Consider the following 15317-nt stretch of genomic DNA (forward strand, 5'->3'; position numbering starts at 1 on the left):
TTAGTGTTTTATTTTGAACAGTTAGTGTGTTATTTTTTTAAGTGATCTATATGAAAACGCTTTTATTAGGAGCCTTTTTCAGGCTTCTTTTTTTAATACACAAAATTGGCACGATAATTGCTTATATAAAAGTGTACAGAGAGAAGGGAGGGGAAAAAGAGTGGTCGCAATCGTTATCGCAACGCACGGGAATTTATCAGAGGCTTTGATTGGTACAGCCAAGATGATTTTCGGCAATATGGAAAATGTCGCACAGGTCACTTTTAAACCCGGTGAAGGAATTGAAAATCTTTTAGACAAGTATCAAACGGCTAGCGGTCAATTTGATGATGAACCTATATTGTTCCTTGTTGATCTGTTTGGTGGAAGCCCTTACAATGCGGCGAGCCGCTTTGTTGCCCGTCAGGAGAATATGGACATCGTCACAGGTGTCAATCTTCCAATGTTTGTGGAAGTTCTGGGTAAGCGCTTAGCTGGAGGCACGCTGGAAGAGCTGGTTCAAACTGCCAAGCTTGCAGGTGCTGATGGCATTAAATCATTCAAAGAAATTTTTTCTCACCAGAAAATCGCGAATAGCGCTAAAGAAGACGAAGGAGATGAATTAGGATGAAAATTAAATGGTTACGAATTGATTCACGGCTGATACACGGACAGGTGGCAAACAACTGGGTGAACCATGTTGGGGCAGGTACAATTATTGCCGCGAATGACAGCGCTGCCAAGGATGATTTGAGAAAGACATTGCTCCTTCAGGTGGCTCCTGGACGAACAAAATCCTATGTTATGTCCATTGACAAAACAGCACGCTGCTACAAGAATCCATCCTATGACAATCTGGAAGTATTGTTAGTTGTTGAAAATCCAACAGATGTGCTCCGTTTAATCGATGCCGGTGTAGAAGTTACCCAAGTCAACGTTGGCGGTATCACATTCAAGGAAGGCATGACCTTAATTTCTGAGGCGGTTTCTGTTAGCCCGGAAGATGTCGAGGCATTTAAAGAATTGGATAAGCGTGGGGTGAAGCTCACTTTACAGCAGCTGCCGAATACCGGCGCATCCGATTTTATGAACCGGCTGAAAAGCAAAAAGTTAATATAAATAGAAGGAGGGTATTAGATCATGAATACTATGCAATTTATTTTAGTTATTCTCGTAGCACTCATCTGCGGTATGGCGAGTGTGCTCGATGAACGCCAATTTCACCGCCCGCTTGTCGCATGTACACTCATTGGACTCGTTTTAGGAGATTTGCATACCGGTATTATTCTTGGTGGTCAGCTTGAATTGATTGCTTTGGGGTGGATGAACGTTGGTGCCGCGATGGCTCCTGATTCTGCTCTTGCATCCACGATTTCGGCTATTGTTGTCATTGTTGGTCATCAATCCATCGGTGAGGGTATTGCCATTGCGATTCCTCTTGCCGCAGCAGGTCAGGTATTAACGATTTTTGTTCGTACAATTGCCGTATTTTTCCAGCACCAAGCAGACCGCTTTGCGGCCCAGGCTAATTTTCGAGGGATTGAGTGGTGCCATTTTGGTGCACTGCTCTTGCAAGGGCTGCGTATTGCCATCCCAACGGGCGCCGTTGCCGCGATCGCCGGAACGAGTATCGTCAATCAATGGCTGGATGCCATTCCTCCGGTGATCACGCATGGACTTCAAGTTTCCGGCGGTTTCATCGTTGTCGTCGGGTATGCGATGGTTATTAACATGATGAAGGCACGTTCGTTGATGCCATTCTTCTTCATCGGTTTTACGCTTGCGACGTTTATGACAGGTATTAACCTTGTTGGTCTAGGTATTCTTGCTGCGTGTGCCGCGGTTGTCTATGTTCAGTTGAATCCGGACTTCCATGATTCGATTAAAGCACCTGCAGCTGCAACGAACGTCGGAACTGATGACGACGATGTATTAGGATAAGGAGGGTGAAGAAAATGACAGAAGTTAGAAAAATTGAATCATTAACAAAAAAAGATATTATCAGTACCTATTTTCGAAGCACATTTATGTTAGGTTCCTTCAACTTTGAACGTATGCAAGCGATTGGATTCTGTGTGACGATGATTCCTGCAATCAAACGCTTCTATCATAAAAAAGAAGATCAGGCTGCCGCCCTGAAGCGCCATCTTGAATTCTTCAATACAACGCCTTGGCCGGCGTCAGCAATCTTTGGTGTAACCTCCGCCATGGAACAAAAGAAGGCGGAAGGCGGCGACATCGATGAAGCCGCAATTACAAACGTAAAAATCGGATTGATGGGACCTTTGGCCGGCATTGGCGACCCAATCTATTGGGGCACTGCGCGTCCGATTCTTGCAGCACTAGGTGCATCACTTGCGTTGAGCGGAAGTATTCTCGGACCGTTACTCTTCTTCTTTGGCATTAACATTATCCGATTCTTAACTAGATGGTATGGATTCAAGGTTGGTTACAATCAAGGTACGGATATCGTGCAAGACGTTGCTGGCAACCGCCTAAAGAAATTGACGCAAATGGCGTCCGTTCTTGGATTGTTCGTCATGGGTTCTCTAGTCTCAAAATGGACCACTATTAAGATGCCACTTGTACTTGTTTCTTACAAACAAGCAGGCCACGTTGTAAGTACATCTCTGCAGAACATTCTGGATTCACTGCTTCCAGGCCTTGTTGCCTTGCTGATGACGTTCGCTTGCATGTGGCTGCTCAAACGCAAAGTCAATGCGATTTACATCATTTTCGGTATGTTTGCGGTCGGCATTCTCGGCTATTGGGCAGGAATCTTCGGACTGTAATTTAAAGAATCATAGACTTAGGCGCATCATTTGATGATGAATTAGACTTTTTGGAGAATGGCTAGGAGGGATTTTCATGTTAAAGAGCGTTATAGCATTTTTGGAACCAAAGAATAAACCTGAAGGTTATGTATACAGTTCGTCGAAACTGGTCACAGGATTGATGATCATCGGGATCCTGTTATACACCATTACCAATGGGTGGGGAACGATCGTTTCTCTGTCGCTTGCAATCGCCTTGCTGATCGGACGCTATTTGCTTGCAAAGCAGGCTACAGGGGATTTCCATGATATGCACGAAGCAAAAAAAGGCTATGCCAAAACAAAAAATAAAGATTATCTGCGGTTCATTAAAGCGCGCGGCGAACAAATGTTGAATGACAATAAGGTGCTCACCAAAACTGCTAAAGAAGAGATTCATGAGCTCCTGGCCTATACCGCCAAATATCTCTAATTCATACTCGAGAATGATGCTGCGAAACTGAATAAATAAAAGATGAAGCGAAGGGATTGGGGCCCTTCGCTTTTTTTTAATGAGCAAACCGATAGATATCGGTCTGATTTGCTAATTTATCGGTCTCTTTGAAATTTTTATCGGTCTATTTTCAGGATTTATCAGTCTTTCAGCTTAGCGAATTATTCAGCAGGTGAGCAAATGATTCAGCAGAACAGGCATGTGTCATCTTCAGTTAATAAGGAGTCAATAGTCGCATTTCTAATTTGTATAGTAAAATCAATACAATAGGTGCGACATTTTTTTGATCACAATGAAATGAGAATCTTTGGAGGAATTAGATGCAACTCAAAGACTATGTAAATCGGATACAGCAAGTGTACCCAGATTTGACGATAAACAAGGCAGAGCTTAATACCATCGGTCAGAATAATGATGTACTGATTGTTAATCGCGAACTAGTTTTCAAATTTCCAAAATACCAGGCAGGAATCATTGATCTGCAAAAGGAATCCCAGTTGTTAAATCAAATCAAAGGTTATGTCTCATTGGCTGTGCCCAGTCCTGAATACGAATCCTATGAAGTGTTAAAACCAGGGCACGTCTTTAACGGTTATTCATTGATACAAGGCACGCCATTATGGAGCAAAGAGCTGAATAAAGCGGACAGCCAATCACAGAAAATGATTTCGGACCAGTTGATTCAATTTTTGATCGATTTGCATAGCATCCCTACTGGTGAACTTCATTTAGGGACCCAAGATCCTTATACAGATATGCTGAACCTGTACCGGAAAATTAAGGAGAAGCTTTACCCATTTATGCGAACGGAGGCTCAAAGTGAAACATCCCGTATGTTTGACAAATTCCTAAGTGGCGGCAAACTTTCCAACATTAAGCTTGCTTTAATCCATGGTGATTTTGGATCGTCCAATATTCTTTGGAATTCAGAGCCTAAGAGGGTTACAGGAATCATTGACTTCGGCGGCTCCGGAATTGGGGATCTTGCTTATGATCTTGCCGGATTGCTGTCTAGTTTTGGTGAGCGATTCTTTAATCAATGCATGAGTCAATATCCTGATGGGGAGAAAATCGTTGAGCGAATCAATTTTTACAGAGGGACGTTCGCACTTCAGGAAGCCTTGCATGGCTTAGAAAATAACGATCCGCAGGCGTTTGATAATGGAATCAGCCGATATCGTTGACAGCAAGAGTAAATCGCCTTTTTGGCTAGTAACTAATGACATCTTAATCCTATTAAGGAATTCTAGTAACAAATCTACCTGTCAAAATGATGAAACTAATTATTGTTTGCTTCCAGATAATGAATAATTGACTAAGTCAAGTAATTGAGCTATAGTTCGAAAAAAGGAGGTTTTTATATATGCCAGGGCAATCTGCCATTTTAAAAATTAGAGCATTTAACCGTTATTACACGAGAGTATTAGGTCTGTTAAATCACCATATTTTATCGAGCGATGTTTCGTTAACTGAAGCCCGTATTCTGCTAGAGATCAAGACAATAGAGACATGTACTGCGAAAAAATTAATCGAAAAACTTGAGATTGATGGCGGTTATTTAAGCCGCATTTTGAAAAATTTTGAGAAAAGCGAACTAATTACGCGTTACGCATTGCCGGCTGATAAGCGAGTCAGCGTTATTCAGCTTACAGAGTCTGGTACTGAAAAGCTGAGTGAACTGGAAGGAAAATCAAATAACCAGATTGAACAACTGCTCCATCATTTGGACAAGAAAAAGCAAGATCAAGTACTCGCTGCAATGGAAACGATTCACACGGCTTTGAGCAAAAATCAAGGGGTGGTGCTGCGTTCCTATCGTCAAAGTGATCTGTCCTTTATCGTTAATGCTCACAGAGATCTATATCACCGTGAATATGGCTTTAATGAAAAATTTGTTCGATATGTGGCGGACGCTGTATCCACGTTCGCTGTTCAACATGATGCAAAAAGAGAGAACATTTGGATTCTGGAAGTGGATCAGCAGCCAAAAGGGGTGATTGCAATTGTCAAAGAATCTGAGGATACAGCTCAACTGCGCTGGTTTCTGCTTGATCAATCACTGAGAGGCAAAGGTTACGGGCATAAACTGCTGGACGAAGCGATTCAGTTCTGCCGCAGCCAGGGTTATGAAAAAGTCATCCTTTGGACAGTCAGCGATTTGAAAGCCGCGCGCCATATGTACAAAAGCAAGGGATTTAATCTTGTTGAACAACATGAAAATGGTGACTGGACGAGTCATGTGATTACAGAAGAAAAGTGGGAAATGACACTATAATTGTGCATAGTGTGGACCTATTGATTCGAGGAAGTTCGATTTAAACGAACACTTTTTAATGGATTACGACAGTCCACGTTTTACTTTTATAAAGGCGATGATTTCCTTCAATTCATCTGCTGTTAATTTTTCATCGTCAATCAATAATCTGCAGTCTTTAGTATGCATCTTATCTAAATGGATGTCCGATGCAAAGTCTCGGTTAACCAGTGTGTCGAGGGAGATGTTGAAGAAGTCGGCAATTTTGATGAGCGCGTCGATAGGGGGCTGGCGATATCCGGTTTCATAACTGGCATAAGTGCTTTTTGCGATCCCGAGAACATCGGCCATGTTCTGGATCGTTAATTTCTTGCATTTTCTTAATTCAATTAACTGCTCAAGCATACAAAGTCCCTCCTTATATAGCATTCTATCGAAAAGTACGCTTAAAGTAAACTTTTGTGTTGATTATCATAGAAAAGAAGCTATAATCTTAATATAAATACACGAATCGGGGACATATGCAGTGAAAAAAATTCTAGTGCTTGCAACTGGCGGGACCATTGCATCAACGCATCATCAAGACGGACTGGCACCCGGTCTGACGATCGATCAGCTGGCTCGTTATTTCAAACATAACTCGGATGTATCGGTTGATTTCCAGGTTCTCATGAATAAAGACAGCACCAATATGCAGCCTGAAGACTGGCTGACCATGGCTAAGGTTATTGATGAAAATCAGAGCCGTTATGACAGCTTTATCATTACTCATGGGACAGACACCATGGCTTACACGGCATCAGGGCTTTCCTATCTCCTCCATGGCCTAAAGAAAACCATTGTGATCACAGGTTCCCAAGTACCTGTAAGTTTTAAACGGACCGACGCGAAGAAGAACATTAACGATGCGCTGACTTTTGCTCAGAAAGCTGATATTCCTGGCGTGTTCATCGTTTTTGACGGTAAGGCTATTCTTGGAACGCGGGCAATTAAAATCAGAACGAAAAGCTATGATGCCTTCGAGAGCATCAATTATCCGTATATCGCTTCAATTGGTGAGCAGGACATCCAAATCAATTTTCAGCCGGAGACGGAAACCGTTGTTTTTCCAAGACATTTCGGCATTTGCCCGAATGTGTTCTTGCTGAAAGTATTTCCTGGGCTTTCTCCAGCATTTTTTGATTTTTTGCAGCAGCATACAAAGGGTCTGATCATTGAGAGCCTTGGAAATGGCGGCCTTCCTTTTGAAAAAAGAGATCTAGTATCAGGAGTCGAAAAGCTGGTAAGCAAGGGCATACCCGTAATTATCACCACGCAGTGCCTTGAAGAAGGACAGAACATGGATCTGTATGAAGTAGGAAAACGTGTCGCTGATGCAGGGGGAATTACCGCAGGTGACATGAACACAGAAGCGATTGTTGCGAAATTAATGTGGGTGCTTTCCCAGACATCGGATCCGGCAACGATAAAGCGCATGATTCAGACGCCGATTGCTCATGATTTAGATTATATTTAAAAGTTTTGAAAGAAGGAGAGTATCATTAAATCAATAGTTCTTACGATCCTAACGGTTCTCATAGGATCGATTTTTTATGGCATTGGCATCAACTGGTTTCTGATTCCTGCCAATGTATATGCGAGTGGGTTCGGCGGCCTGTCACAGTTGATCGCAACAACCGTTCATCATCTCTATCCGTTTTTATCCATTTCGAATATGGTCAGCGTCCTCTATTTGCTGTTCAACATACCGGTCTTAATTCTTGCCTGGTTTGCGCTCGGGAGAAAATTTGTCTGGTACACAATCCTGAGTGTAATCTCCTGTTCGCTCGCACTCCATGTGATACCGGACATCGATTTTTCTTCTAATGTTCTGCTGAATGCGATCTTCGGAGGGATCTTCTGCGCGACAGGTGTTTCCCTGACCTTGAGATCCGGTGCTTCTACGGGCGGGCTCGATGTGATTTCACTGGTTTTAATTCGAAAAACAAATTTTTCATTTGGACGAATCAGTTTAAGCTTTAACGCAATGATCACCATTATTGCAGGAATCGTATTTGGCGTAGAGAAATCGCTATATACATTGATCAGCCTGTATACAAATGCCAAAGTTGTCGACACCATCTATACAAGCAAATTCAAAATACAGTTAACTATGGTAATCGCAAAAAATAAACTAAATACGGTAAGGGAGCTTGTCCTTAATCACACAAATCATGGATTGACGTATACCGAAGCTAGAGGCGGATATACGGGTGACGAAAAGCAGATTATTTATACGGTGATTACCCGAGACGAATTGCAGACGCTCACTTCATTGGTTCATCAAGCCGATCCTTCATCATTTATCACGATTCAAGATGTCGGAGAAGTTAAAGGAAAGTTTATCATGAAATAAAAGTCCTTATTGTTCTTGATCGATCTCGTCATGTGTATATTTTCAAATGCGTTTATTTTTGAATGTAGGGGTGGCCGTGATGGTGAAGAACACAATTGTTTTTAGGCTGATCATTGACAGTAATAAAAATTCATGCTATTTATTAATCAATAAATAAATATAAAGGAAATCTTTTATGAGTAACAAAGAGGAACTCGCATCAAATCGAAAAACTCAAATTCTAGAAGCAGCAGCTGAGCTGTTCGCGGAAAAAGGTTATTACAAAACGACGACTGCCGATGTAGCACGATTGGTTGGAGTCACCCAGCCGTATGTTTTTCATTTTTTTAAATCAAAAGAAGAGCTTTATTTGGCTGTACTGCAGAAAGCTAAGGAAATTATTCTATACGCCTTCTCTAGTACTGAAGCAACAATGGAAGATTTGCAGAAATCAATGGGGAACGCATTTGAAGGGTTGCTGAAAAGCTACCGCAATGAAATGCTGCTCATGATGACGGCATTCTCTATTCCGGAACCGGCAATTAGAAACTATGTTAGAGCTGGATTTGATGAAGTTTATGAGCGCATTAGAGGTGCATTTTCTGATGCAGGTATTACTGACTTTGAAAACCAGGCGAGAAAATTTATCGGCTGCGGTTTGCTCATCACAATGGCAGAAGTCTTACAGCTGCCCAACTTATTTCTGAAAGATTAAGGATTAGCCATTCAGTGGCTTTTCTATTGCGTTTTATTTATTTATTGATAAATAAACTGGAGATGATTACATGTTTACTGCCTCACGTATTAAAATACTTGTTATCACTTGTGCAGCGCTTTTTATGGCTATGCTGGATAACTTAGTTCTCGGAGTGGCGCTGCCTTCTATTCAGGAATCCTTTCATGCAAGTTTGTCCGACTTGGAATGGTTCACAAACGCCTATACGCTTTCCTTCGCAGTATTGTTAATTCCCTTCAGCATGCTTGGGGACCGTTTCGGACGTAAAAAGATCTTCTTAGGCGGAGTAATTCTCTTTACCTTAGGCTCTGCATTATCCGGAATGAGTGGGCATTCTCTTCAGTTGATTTTTTCACGCGCACTTCAAGGCGTCGGGGGAGCTGCCATCGTCCCACTTAGCCTCACACTTGTTCATACCGCTTTTCCTGAAAAAATGCGCGCAGCGGCAATGGGCATCTGGTCTGGAATCTCCGGTCTCGGATTGTCGGTCGGGCCGCTCGTGGGTGGACTGATTTTGGAAGGGGCACCGTGGCAGCTTATTTTCTGGGTGAACGTGCCGGTCGGTATACTTGCGTTTCTCCTCGGGTTAAACTGGCTGCGTGAATCTAAAGGCGAAGCGAAGCCGATGAATCCATTGAGCGTTTTGCTGCTTGCAGCTGGTATGTTTGGGATCATCTTTGGCTTGCAAAGGAGCAACACCGACGGCTGGACGTCATTGAATGTTGTTGGATCTATTCTCGGTGGATTTACGATACTGTTGTTGTTTTATTTATGGGAGAGAACACGCAAACATCAATTGATCCAATTTCATTTTTTCAAGGGTCGTCGTTACGCGGTCTTGATTATTGCTGGATTTCTCATGAACGCCGGCATCTTTGGATCCATCTTTCTATTAACACTCTTTTTGCAGCTCGCTCAGGGGTATTCAGCGCTGGGGGCTGGAATCCGTGAAATGGCTTGGACCGGCTGCACGATGATTGCCGCACCGCTTGCGGGGCTCTTTATAACGAAACTCGGGACCAAGACTGTGTTATCGATTGGCTTACTTTTTCAAGCCATTGGGCTTATTGGTTTTGCTGTCCTCATTACCAGTTTGGATCCAAACTTTTCTTTTGGATACATTGCAACGTTCATGGTGCTTGCCGGCGCCGGTATGGGGTTGAGCTTTACGCCGCTCGCACACGGAATATTATCCTCTGTTCCTGAACGTTCGTCTGGGGAAGCAAGCGGCCTAAGCAATGCAACGCGTGAACTTGGCGGTGTTTTTGGAATCGCCATTTGTACATTGATTTTTGAGTCAGGGGCAAAAATTACATCTCCTCAGGCATTCAGTGATCATATTGTTCCTTCCTTACTTGCCGGTGCCGGATTTGTCCTACTTGCGCTGGGGTTAGTAATGGTACTATTTAGAGAAGTGTCCGGAAAGAAGACCATGCAGGAGATTCCGGAAGTGGTGCGAGAAAGGAGTGCTGAAAGCTATGGCACAGAATAAAAGAATCGCGGTGGTTGGCGGAAATGGAAAGGCAGGTCGATTTGTCGTACAGAAGGCTCTGGAAAAAGGTTATGCTGTTCGCATGCTTGTCCGAAATCCACAGAGGGTAACCGTATCAGACGAAAGAATTGAAGTGACAAAAGGTAATGCTGAGGACATCTCTTCGATCCAGGCATTGCTTGAAGGCTGCGATGCGGTGATTAACACATTAGGGCAACCGAACAAGGCAACGCCTATATACAGTAAAGTAACAAGCCACATTCTGGCTACAATGAAAGAACGAGGTATTCAGCGCTATATAACAGTCACGGGAGGATCATTAAATGCGCCTGGTGATCGGAAATCGCCGATCAATAAAATCGGTGCATGGCTTTTTCAACGACTGTATGCAGATATGATCACCGATAAGGAAAAAGAACTTCGTATCCTGCTGAAAAGCGATGCCGATTGGACATTAGTGAGGCTGCCGTTTGTTATTGAAAAGCCAGCTGTTAGCAAAATTAAAGTGAATCTCTATGACATGCCGGGAATGAAAATGACCAACTCAGATATCGCCGATTTTCTAGTCAACCAGATTTCCGATACAAAGTATATACGCAAGTATCCTTTTATTTCGAACTGAAAGATTGGCAAAGTCTGATCCAGGAATGAAAACAAAATTGAGCGAGGGGGAAAATAATGGATAAGTATATTGTGGAAAAAGTGTCCGTTCCTGAATATTCTTTGGTCAATCAATCTTTTCCTCAGATCAATTATTCGGATTCATATAGAGTGATTTTGCCTGGTGAATCAACCCAAGATGTAGCGTCTGTCACACGATTATTTTTGACTGCTGTACCTCCTTGGGTTTCATATTTGATGAAGGTGCGTGATCACCTGGTCAGCTTGGTTGGGTTAAAAACATCCGACCAGTCGGAAAGACAGAATATAACCTATAACCCTGCAAAAAGGAAGCAGAATAGGAATTTTTCGTGTCATGGAGCACACATCCCATGAGATTTTATTGGGGGAAGATGACCGTCATCTGGATTTTCGTGTGTCTATTTTAATGGATGAAGTGCATGAACTAAAGTATGTCACAATCTCGACTGTCGTATTTTTTCATAACAGGTTAGGCAGACTGTATTTTTTCGTTATCGAAAGATTTCATAAAGCAATCGTATCTGCGATGCTGAAAAATATGATACGTCAAATAACATCTTCGACTTGAAATGACAAAAGGGGCTTGCACCGTTTGAACAATTATCTTCCTAGAGCCTGCTGTTCATCGGAAAAATAAGCGCTTGATCAAAGAGAGGAGATCTCTGTTTTGATCAAGCTTTTTAAATTCCAATTTACGTGGTCTTTCATCTTTCAAATTTAAAATAATGTTGTTCGCATAATAAAAAATATTGTGGGGAAACACCTCTTAAGCTATTGTAGCTTTAAGAGGTGTTTTTTAACATTTACATTTCTAGACGAGGTGTTGTTTTTGCAGAAAACCATTTTACTTGTTGAAGATGATCGATCGATTAGCGATATGGTAAGAAGATATTTAACAAATGAGGGTTTTCATGTTGCATGTGTCTTTGATGGCGAGGCAGCAGCGAATGCCTTTAAGCATTCGCATTATGACTTGGTTCTACTGGACTTAATGTTGCCGAAGTTAAATGGCATGGACGTTCTTCAAACGGTGAGGGCAAAAAGCTACATTCCCGTCATTATTATGTCGGCAAAAGATAGTGAACTTGATAAAGCACTAGGGCTTGGTTTTGGTGCAGATGACTATATTACGAAACCATTTTCGATGATTGAACTTGCAGCAAGAGTGAAAGCAGCTATAAGAAGAGCAACACAATACATAGCAAGTCATTCAAAGTTGAATGAATCAATAATAACCGTACATAAGATTGAACTGGACACGGAAAATCATCGTGCGATGAAGAACGGTGTTGAGATTAACTTAACATCGAAGGAGTGGAAGATTCTCCTGTTGTTTTTTACTAATCAGAAGAAAGTATTTACAAAGGAGCAAATCTACCGTTCCGTATGGGGCGATGACTATTTTGGTGATGAAAACATTATTAATGTTCATATGAGCCGCCTGAGAGAAAAAATTGAAGATACCCCGTCTAAACCAGCTTATATCAAAACATTATGGGGAATCGGATACAAATTGGGAGACTTTAAATGATCGCTTTATTAAGCTGCATTGTCATTGTCCTTTTACTCAGTACTATTTATCAATTTCAACAAAAAAAAGTAAGAGATAAGGACATTGCTTACATAACAAACAAGTTAGAGCAGATCACAAAGTTGCAATCAAAGGAACGGCTCCTCGTACGATCAGAGGATCAGCAACTCATTGATCTGCTTGTTCAGCTCAATCAATTATTGGATAAAAATCAAGAACATTCACGTCAGTTTATAAGAATGGAAACCTCGATGAAGCGGATGTTGGCCAATGTATCTCACGATCTTAAAACGCCACTAACCGTAATTGCAGGCTACACCGAAATGCTGCAGAGCCAATCTCAGATTGATGAGAAAGAGCGAGTGCGTCTGCTCCAACAAGTGCATGACAAAACTATTGAATTGATTGCATTAATGAATACTTTTTTTGATTTAGCCAAATTAGAGTCTGGAGATAAAGAGATTCCGCTTGATAAAGTTAATCTAACTGAAATATGTAAAACAAATATTCTCGTATTTTATGATTGGATCCAAACAAAAGAAATAGAAGCTGTCATTGAGATCCCTGAAAAGCCCATTTTTGCGTTTGGCAATGAGGAAGCATTAAACCGTGTATTGAACAACTTGATTTCAAATGCGCTTCGCTATGGTGCAGAGGGCAAAATGATCGGTTTAAAAGTATTTTATGATGAAAAGCGCGTCTATGTAGAAGTATCAGATCGCGGAAAAGGAATTAATGAAACTGAACAAGAAAAGGTGTTTGAACGTATGTTCACACTTGAAGAGTCTAGAAACAAAGCATTTCAAGGCAGTGGTCTAGGTTTAACGATCACAAAAAGATTGATTGAAGAGATGCAAGGAAACATTTCGGTACAATCAAGGCCATTTGAGAAAACGTCATTTACCTTTTCATTACAGCGCCTCAACTAGCCGTTATTTTTTCTCTTAAGATTTTTGTAAGGATTAAGACAGAAAAAAGCAACGATCGCCCGGTACACTGAAAACATAGTCAAAACGAGGAGGCTAACGATGAATTTTGTTGTACAGACGAGAAATCTGACAAAAACATATCAAGGACATGATGTTGTAACCAATGTAACGATGAACATTAGACAAGGTGAAATATATGGATTTCTCGGACCTAATGGCGCTGGTAAGTCAACGATCATGAAGATGCTGACCAATATGATTAAGCCGTCACATGGTGAGATTACACTCTTTGGGAAACCGCTAAAGCACGATTCATTCGAATTTTTAAAGAGAATAGGCAGCATGATTGAGTATCCGATCTTTTATGAAAAAATGACCGCACTAGAGAATTTAGAACTTCATTGCGCATACATGGGGTACCATGACCCAAACGGTATTCGTGAAGCTTTAGAACAGGTTGGTCTCGAAAATGTAGAGAATAAGCGGCCAAAAGAATTTTCATTAGGAATGAGGCAGCGTCTTTGTGTTGCAAGAGCAATCATTACAAAACCGGAATTCTTGATTTTGGATGAACCCATTAACGGGCTGGATCCTGCCGGAATTAAGGCTATGAGACAATTATTCAAAATGCTTAACAAGGAATACGGAATGACTCTGTTAATTTCCAGTCACATTATTGGTGAAATCGAACAAATTGCTGATACAATCGGCGTCATTAAAAGTGGCAGACTCATTGAGGAAGAGCCTATGGATACGATAAAAGCGAGAAATACAGAGTATATTGAAATCGTAACGAGTCAGCAGAGGAAGGCAGCGATGGTTCTGCATGACAAACTAGGCATTGATAACTTTAAGGTGATTGATGAGCAGGGCATTCGTGTTTATGCCACAGATGTACCTCAGTCGACCATTTCAAAGACATTAATACTGGAAGATATTAATATTGAGTCAATCGATAGAAAACGGACAACACTTGAAGAATATTTCATAAAAAAAGTTGAGCTTGATCAACCAGTAAATTGATTCTTGGATTAAGTATTGAACGTTCAATGAAGAAGCAGGAGGGATACTTTGTTTCATTTAATAAAACTTGAGATAAAAAAGAATAAGTTAGGATGGTTTTTCAAGGGATCCGTTCTTGCTAATATCATTATCCTCGGTTTTGTATGTATGTTTCCGTTAATTGAAAGAAATGAAGGAGAACATATATTTACGAAGTACACGGATTATTTTATGATCAGTGGAGCCTTTGTCAGGGCTACTTTTACTATATTTGCCGCTGTACTTATTTCAAAGATGATTATTGATGAGTTTAAGAATCGAACGATCCTTGTTCTCTTTTCTTATCCGATCAACCGAAAAAGGATCCTAAGTGCAAAATTAATTCTCATCTTTTGTGTAACATTTATGGCTATGGCAATCTCTAATGTAGTAGTGATTAGTGGTTTTATTGGATTGAATCAAATCTTTCATTTAACTTCTGCAATGAGTTTAACAATCGATGATTTTTTGGCGGGAATATCAAATTTAATGATGTTCAGTCTGGCGACTGCAGGTGCTGCACTTGTACCGTTATATTTCGGAATGAGGAAATATTCCACACCAGCAACGATCATTTCTTCACTGTTAATCGTTATGGTAATGTGTTCGTCATCGGGTTCGGCTTTCTCATTGGCTAGTATCATTTATATTCCACTTGGCTTAGCAATTATTGCGCTTGGTATAGTTGCGGGGGCAATTCGAAAAATTGATCGTATTGACTTAAATTGAGTAACGTTTTCTCATAATAAATTAAGAAGAGACATCGCATGATTAGCCGAATATGTGATGTCTCTTCTCTAATTGATAACTGGGGACGCAGGGAGTCTAATTTATTTTTATTTAACTATCGTGTACGTTGCAGTATGAAAAGAAGATTGGTAGTTACTTAAATTGTACACGCTACGATTTGTTTTTGATTGTAACACATCTCCATAACAGGAAGTGTGATCGCCATCATGGGTTCGTTCCTTGAAGTCCAAGCTGTCTATTTCTTCGTAGTTCGGCACCATCATTTGCGATTGTTCCAGCAATACATGACCGCTTAGTCGAAATATTTCGGGCAGGGATGAAC

19 protein-coding genes are annotated in these 15317 nt (G+C 41.2%); 18 read left to right on the plus strand and 1 reads right to left on the minus strand.

From position 1 onward, the window contains the following. Positions 1-160 precede the first annotated feature (160 nt). The 7 genes from P343_RS24100 to P343_RS24130 all read left to right on the plus strand — a co-directional run bounded on the left by P343_RS24100 (position 161) and on the right by P343_RS24130 (position 5521). Entirely contained in the window at positions 161-610 is a 450-nt protein-coding gene (locus P343_RS24100) for a PTS sugar transporter subunit IIA (RefSeq protein WP_023509322.1), read from the plus strand. Continuing rightward, a complete protein-coding gene (locus P343_RS24105) occupies positions 607-1098 on the plus strand; it encodes a PTS sugar transporter subunit IIB (RefSeq protein ID WP_023509323.1) in 492 nt (163 codons plus the stop codon). The genes P343_RS24100 and P343_RS24105 overlap by 4 nt, the downstream gene beginning before the upstream one ends. Positions 1099-1119: 21 nt before the next feature. Continuing rightward, a complete protein-coding gene (locus P343_RS24110; RefSeq protein ID WP_023509324.1) occupies positions 1120-1920 on the plus strand; it encodes a PTS mannose/fructose/sorbose transporter subunit IIC in 801 nt (266 codons plus the stop codon). A gap of 14 nt (positions 1921-1934) precedes the next feature. After that, positions 1935-2771, plus strand: coding sequence for a PTS system mannose/fructose/sorbose family transporter subunit IID (locus tag P343_RS24115; protein ID WP_023509325.1), 837 nt, complete (start codon positions 1935-1937; stop codon positions 2769-2771). Positions 2772-2847: 76 nt separating this feature from the next. Next, positions 2848-3225, plus strand: coding sequence for a hypothetical protein (locus P343_RS24120; protein WP_023509326.1), 378 nt, complete (start codon positions 2848-2850; stop codon positions 3223-3225). Positions 3226-3566: 341 nt separating this feature from the next. Next, complete coding sequence (locus tag P343_RS24125) at positions 3567-4430, plus strand: phosphotransferase family protein (RefSeq protein WP_023509327.1); 864 nt, start codon at positions 3567-3569, stop codon at positions 4428-4430. Positions 4431-4609: 179 nt separating this feature from the next. After that, positions 4610-5521: a bifunctional helix-turn-helix transcriptional regulator/GNAT family N-acetyltransferase gene (locus P343_RS24130; RefSeq protein WP_023509328.1), complete on the plus strand. Its 912-nt coding sequence runs from the start codon at positions 4610-4612 to the stop codon at positions 5519-5521. Between the two features lie 63 nt (positions 5522-5584). Here P343_RS24130 and P343_RS24135 read toward each other — a convergent pair whose 3' ends face one another. Continuing rightward, positions 5585-5905 carry a helix-turn-helix domain-containing protein gene (locus tag P343_RS24135; RefSeq protein ID WP_023509329.1) on the minus strand — a complete coding sequence of 107 codons (321 nt, stop codon included), beginning with the start codon at positions 5903-5905 and terminating at the stop codon, positions 5585-5587. A 121-nt stretch (positions 5906-6026) separates the two neighbouring features. Here P343_RS24135 and P343_RS24140 point away from each other — a divergent pair, with 121 nt between their 5' ends. The 11 genes from P343_RS24140 to P343_RS24180 all read left to right on the plus strand — a co-directional run bounded on the left by P343_RS24140 (position 6027) and on the right by P343_RS24180 (position 14974). Beyond that, positions 6027-7016 carry an asparaginase gene (locus P343_RS24140; protein ID WP_023509330.1) on the plus strand — a complete coding sequence of 330 codons (990 nt, stop codon included), beginning with the start codon at positions 6027-6029 and terminating at the stop codon, positions 7014-7016. 45 nt (positions 7017-7061) lie between these two features. Further along, positions 7062-7895, plus strand: coding sequence for a YitT family protein (locus P343_RS0118565; protein ID WP_269077904.1), 834 nt, complete (start codon positions 7062-7064; stop codon positions 7893-7895). A 175-nt stretch (positions 7896-8070) separates the two neighbouring features. Next, positions 8071-8589, plus strand: a complete 519-nt coding sequence (locus P343_RS24145) for a TetR/AcrR family transcriptional regulator (RefSeq protein WP_023509332.1) — start codon at positions 8071-8073, stop codon at positions 8587-8589. A gap of 70 nt (positions 8590-8659) precedes the next feature. Continuing rightward, complete coding sequence (locus tag P343_RS24150) at positions 8660-10102, plus strand: MFS transporter (RefSeq protein WP_023509333.1); 1443 nt, start codon at positions 8660-8662, stop codon at positions 10100-10102. After that, on the plus strand, positions 10089-10724 hold the full coding sequence (locus P343_RS24155; protein WP_023509334.1) for an NAD(P)-dependent oxidoreductase: 636 nt from the start codon (positions 10089-10091) through the stop codon (positions 10722-10724). Before P343_RS24150 ends, P343_RS24155 begins: the two co-directional genes overlap by 14 nt. 56 nt (positions 10725-10780) lie before the next feature. Beyond that, entirely contained in the window at positions 10781-11098 is a 318-nt protein-coding gene (locus P343_RS36325) for a DUF2867 domain-containing protein (RefSeq protein WP_051384717.1), read from the plus strand. After that, positions 11079-11312, plus strand: coding sequence for a DUF2867 domain-containing protein (locus tag P343_RS37750; protein WP_084297724.1), 234 nt, complete (start codon positions 11079-11081; stop codon positions 11310-11312). Before P343_RS36325 ends, P343_RS37750 begins: the two co-directional genes overlap by 20 nt. Positions 11313-11621: 309 nt before the next feature. Next, the gene (locus P343_RS24165; RefSeq protein WP_051384724.1) at positions 11622-12275 is read left to right on the plus strand and encodes a response regulator transcription factor; all 654 of its coding nucleotides are present in this window, start codon (positions 11622-11624) and stop codon (positions 12273-12275) included. Beyond that, positions 12272-13204: a sensor histidine kinase gene (locus P343_RS24170; protein WP_023509336.1), complete on the plus strand. Its 933-nt coding sequence runs from the start codon at positions 12272-12274 to the stop codon at positions 13202-13204. The genes P343_RS24165 and P343_RS24170 overlap by 4 nt, the downstream gene beginning before the upstream one ends. A gap of 99 nt (positions 13205-13303) precedes the next feature. Next, on the plus strand, positions 13304-14227 hold the full coding sequence (locus P343_RS24175; protein ID WP_023509337.1) for an ABC transporter ATP-binding protein: 924 nt from the start codon (positions 13304-13306) through the stop codon (positions 14225-14227). Positions 14228-14275: 48 nt separating this feature from the next. Further along, complete coding sequence (locus P343_RS24180; protein WP_023509338.1) at positions 14276-14974, plus strand: ABC transporter permease; 699 nt, start codon at positions 14276-14278, stop codon at positions 14972-14974. The last annotated feature ends 343 nt before the right edge of the window (positions 14975-15317 follow it).

The organism is Sporolactobacillus laevolacticus DSM 442, assembly GCF_000497245.1.
Taxonomy (GTDB): domain Bacteria; phylum Bacillota; class Bacilli; order Bacillales; family Sporolactobacillaceae; genus Sporolactobacillus; species Sporolactobacillus laevolacticus.

What these genes read in the sequence shown, in the direction of transcription:
- P343_RS24110 (WP_023509324.1), top strand. Translation starts at nt 1,120, where the DNA reads ATGAATACTATGCAATTTATTTTAGTTATTCTCGTAGCACTCATCTGC.
- P343_RS24175 (WP_023509337.1), top strand. Translation starts at nt 13,304, where the DNA reads ATGAATTTTGTTGTACAGACGAGAAATCTGACAAAAACATATCAAGGA.
- P343_RS24150 (WP_023509333.1), top strand. Translation starts at nt 8,660, where the DNA reads ATGTTTACTGCCTCACGTATTAAAATACTTGTTATCACTTGTGCAGCG.
- P343_RS24135 (WP_023509329.1), bottom strand. Translation starts at nt 5,905, where the DNA reads ATGCTTGAGCAGTTAATTGAATTAAGAAAATGCAAGAAATTAACGATC.
- P343_RS24120 (WP_023509326.1), top strand. Translation starts at nt 2,848, where the DNA reads ATGTTAAAGAGCGTTATAGCATTTTTGGAACCAAAGAATAAACCTGAA.
- P343_RS24130 (WP_023509328.1), top strand. Translation starts at nt 4,610, where the DNA reads ATGCCAGGGCAATCTGCCATTTTAAAAATTAGAGCATTTAACCGTTAT.
- P343_RS24145 (WP_023509332.1), top strand. Translation starts at nt 8,071, where the DNA reads ATGAGTAACAAAGAGGAACTCGCATCAAATCGAAAAACTCAAATTCTA.
- P343_RS37750 (WP_084297724.1), top strand. Translation starts at nt 11,079, where the DNA reads ATGGAGCACACATCCCATGAGATTTTATTGGGGGAAGATGACCGTCAT.
- P343_RS24125 (WP_023509327.1), top strand. Translation starts at nt 3,567, where the DNA reads ATGCAACTCAAAGACTATGTAAATCGGATACAGCAAGTGTACCCAGAT.
- P343_RS24105 (WP_023509323.1), top strand. Translation starts at nt 607, where the DNA reads ATGAAAATTAAATGGTTACGAATTGATTCACGGCTGATACACGGACAG.
- P343_RS24155 (WP_023509334.1), top strand. Translation starts at nt 10,089, where the DNA reads ATGGCACAGAATAAAAGAATCGCGGTGGTTGGCGGAAATGGAAAGGCA.
- P343_RS24165 (WP_051384724.1), top strand. Translation starts at nt 11,622, where the DNA reads ATGGTAAGAAGATATTTAACAAATGAGGGTTTTCATGTTGCATGTGTC.
- P343_RS24170 (WP_023509336.1), top strand. Translation starts at nt 12,272, where the DNA reads ATGATCGCTTTATTAAGCTGCATTGTCATTGTCCTTTTACTCAGTACT.
- P343_RS36325 (WP_051384717.1), top strand. Translation starts at nt 10,781, where the DNA reads ATGGATAAGTATATTGTGGAAAAAGTGTCCGTTCCTGAATATTCTTTG.
- P343_RS24115 (WP_023509325.1), top strand. Translation starts at nt 1,935, where the DNA reads ATGACAGAAGTTAGAAAAATTGAATCATTAACAAAAAAAGATATTATC.